This is a genomic window from Streptomyces sp. NRRL WC-3549, assembly GCF_000721935.1.
Taxonomy (GTDB): Bacteria; Actinomycetota; Actinomycetes; order Streptomycetales; family Streptomycetaceae; genus Streptomyces.
On sequence record NZ_KL585418.1, the window covers coordinates 43,477 to 46,745 of the forward strand.

Genomic DNA, 3,269 nt, shown 5'->3' on the forward strand with positions numbered 1-3,269 from the left:
CGGAGGCCGCCCGCGAGACGATGCCCGCACAGCCCGGGGCGCCGGTCCGGGAGAGCCTCGACGCGCGGGGCCCCGGCCTCGCCGTGCGCGACCTCCGGGGCCGGGGCGGGGCCGGACCGAGGGTGCTGGACTTCGCCCCGGGCGACGTCGTGGTGGTGTCCGGACTGCCGGGCGGCGGCAAGTCGACGCTGATCCGGCGCTCGGTCCCCCGGCAGGACGCCGTCGACTCGCAGGACACCCGGGACCGCTGGGCCCGCTCGCTGCCCCGCTCGGTCCCGTACCCCCTCTACCGCCCGCTGGTGCGCGTCGCGCACTACCGCGGGCTGTGGCGGGCGCTGCGCGGCGGCGGGTCCGTCGTCGTCCACGACTGCGGTACGCAGGCCTGGGTCCGGCGCTGGCTCGGGCAGGACGCCCGGCGGCGGGGGCGGGCCCTGCACCTGATCCTGCTCGACGTCACGCCGGCCGTGGCCCGGCGGGGGCAGCGGGAACGCGGACGCGGGGTCTCGGGCTACGCGTTCGCCCGGCACCGGCGTGCGGTCGGCCGGCTGCTGCGCGACGCGGGGGACGGGGTGCTGCCACCGGGGTGCGTCTCCGTCGTCCTCCTGGACCGGGAGGCGGCCGACGCGATCGCGCGGATCTCCTTCACCGGCGAGGGGGGAGAGGCGGGGGAGGCGAGCGAGGCTGGTGGTGCGGGAGCGGCAGGTGTGACGGGAGGGGCAGGTGTGACAGGTGCGACGGGTGCGACGGGTGCGACGGGTGCGGCGGACGAGGCGTCGGGCGTTTCGGGTGAGACGGGTGCGGCGGACGTGCCCGGGGTAATGCGCGTGACGCGTCCGTAGGGCGCGGGAAGCGGTGGGGAGCGGCTCCGCAGGGAGGCCGCGCGCCTCCTCGCGCCATGGCGCGCACCGTACGTCCGGTGGTCCCGCATGCGCTCCGGGCGCTCCGCGCGCTCCCCATCCTGCGCGCCGCACGCTCCGCGCCATCGCGTCCGCCCGTGCGCTCCGCCGCCCGGGTGGCCCGCCGGGCGATTCGCAGGAGCACAGCCGGAGCGAATCCGTCCGGGCGTCCAGGATCCGGACCGCGGCGGCCCGTACCGGTCCCGGGCCCGCCTTCCCGGCCCGCGCCACTGCCCCCCGGCCAGGTGTCGGTCTAAGGTTTCTGCCGCAGGGCATGGCGAGAGAGGGACTGAGACACCGTGGACATTCCGGCACAGGCACATCCTCAGCAGGGGTGGCCGGCCAACGAGCTCGAAGAAGTACTGACCGCGTCGGTGGGCGTTCCCGACGCCGGGGGGCGGCTCGTGGAGGTGCTCGGCCGCAGTGATGTCTGGGTACCGCTGCCGAACGGGGGCGGCCCGGACAGCCCCGATCTGGACCTGCCGACGGTGGACATCGGCGGCGCCGCGTTCGTCCCGGTGTTCAGCTCCGAGGCGCAGTTCCTCCGGTGCGCGGGTCCCGCTCTCTCCTACGCGGTCGCGCCCGCCCGTGAGTTCGCCCGGGGGCTGCCCCCGCAACTCGGTATCGCCGTCAACCCCGGAGGTGCGGTCGGGCTGCCGCTCCCCCCGCCCGCCGTCGCCGAACTCTGCCGGGCCGGGCGCACGGCGCTGGAAGGAGGACCCCGTCGACTTCCTCTCCACCGTGGCCGCCGAGTTCCACGGGACCGCGGTGGTGGGCACCGCCCGCCGGGCCCTGGCCAGCATCGAGGGCGGCGACCCCGTCCTGTTCGTCGGCGTCGAGTTCGCCCTCTGGGACGGCGCAGGGCAGGAGGCGCCCATGGACGCCCTGGGGCGTGCGCTCGGCCGCGTCCAGGTGCCCTGGCCGGTCAACCTCCTCCTGCTCGACGTGGCCCAGGACCCCGTCGGTGACTGGATGCGGGAGAAGGTGCGGCCGTTCTACCGGCGCGAGGAGTACTGAGCGCGGGGCGGCACCGGGAGCGCGACGAGTGCCGAGGGAGCGGTGAGGGGCGTCGCCCGTGGCGTCAAGACGGTGTCAGGGGCGGCGCATAAGCTGGTTGGATGACGAGGTCGCCCCGTGTGCCCGGGGCGGCACCACAGCATCGCGGGACGGGCCGAGGCGCCGGAGCGCGGATCGAAGAGGGGCGGGACCCAGGGTGAGTGCGTCAGGCACGGCGGCGGCCGGACAGGTCGAGCACATGCTGCGCCAAGTGACCCCCGGGCGCCTCGACGCGTACGAGGCGCTGCTGCGGGCCCTGGCGGGCGGTCAGGTCTGGATGCTGCTCTGGCACGGCACGGCCGGCTCCCCCGACGCCCAGTACGGCAACATGGAGGTCGACGGCATGGGTTACGCCCCCTGCGTGACCTCCGCCCAGGAGCTCTCGGCCAGTGGCTGGAACCGGGCCCACGAACTGATCACCGGCCGCGACATCGCCCGTGCCCTGTTCCCCGACCGCTGGGGGATCTGGCTCAACCCGCACGCCCCCGGCGGTGGCGTGGGCGTCCCCTGGCTGGACCTCCGCCGCATCGCCACCGGCCTCGACCGGATGCCCGCGGGTCCGCTCCGGCTCTTCGAGCCGGCCATCCAACTCCCCCAGTTCTACGCCCTGCTGTCACAGAACGCCCACCGGACCCAGGCGGTGCGTTCGCTGCGCCGCGCCTGGGTGCAGCCCGCCCTGGGCGTCCCCTACCTCGCGATCGGCCTCGACCTCTACGACACGGGCCGCCCCTCGGTCGACGCGGCCCGGACGATGATGCAGCAGTCGGTCGGGGCCGTCCCCGACGGGCTGCCCGTCTCCACGGTCTCGATGTCCGACGAGTACGACCCGGTCGCGTTGTGGCTGCGCGCCAACTCCCGGCCGTTCTACGACCGCGAGGCGCACGCCGCCCCCGCGGTCCCCCCGCCCGCCCCGGGATACGGCTACCCGCCCCTGGCCGGGCCGGCCCCCCACGCGTACTGAGGACGGCGCCGGGCGGTCCCCACGCGTTCTGGGGGCGGCGCCGGGCGGTCGCCCGGCCGGGGCGGCGTTCGGTCAATTGGCCACTCAATCGGATGAGTTGGCCCACATGTCCGGTATCGAGGATTAGTGACCGAGAGGTCCGCTCAGTAAGACCGGCTGTCCGGATAACGGAAACCCACTGACCGCATCACGTTTGAGCAAACATTCCCCGTGGGGTCTGGCGGGTGATCGCGCGGAAGCTGAAGACTCCACCTCAGCAGGTGGTCCCTGCCCGACTCATGCCTCTTTCAAACAGCGGCTGTTCGGCACGGCGCCGCCCATGTGACATGTGTTTGTACGAGCCGCTACAGCGGCGG

1 protein-coding gene and 2 pseudogenes are annotated in these 3,269 nt (G+C 74.8%); all 3 read left to right on the plus strand.

Features of this window, described 5'->3' with window-relative positions:
- A pseudogene (locus IH13_RS0123715) lies at nt 1-656 on the plus strand (AAA family ATPase); the annotation flags it as partial.
- 539 nt (nt 657-1,195) lie between these two features.
- Nucleotides 1,196-1,913: pseudogene (locus tag IH13_RS38260) on the plus strand (enhanced serine sensitivity protein SseB).
- Nucleotides 1,914-2,109: 196 nt separating this feature from the next.
- Entirely contained in the window at nt 2,110-2,913 is an 804-nt protein-coding gene (locus IH13_RS0123725; protein ID WP_082317687.1) for an enhanced serine sensitivity protein SseB C-terminal domain-containing protein, read from the plus strand.
- Nucleotides 2,914-3,269 lie beyond the last annotated feature (356 nt).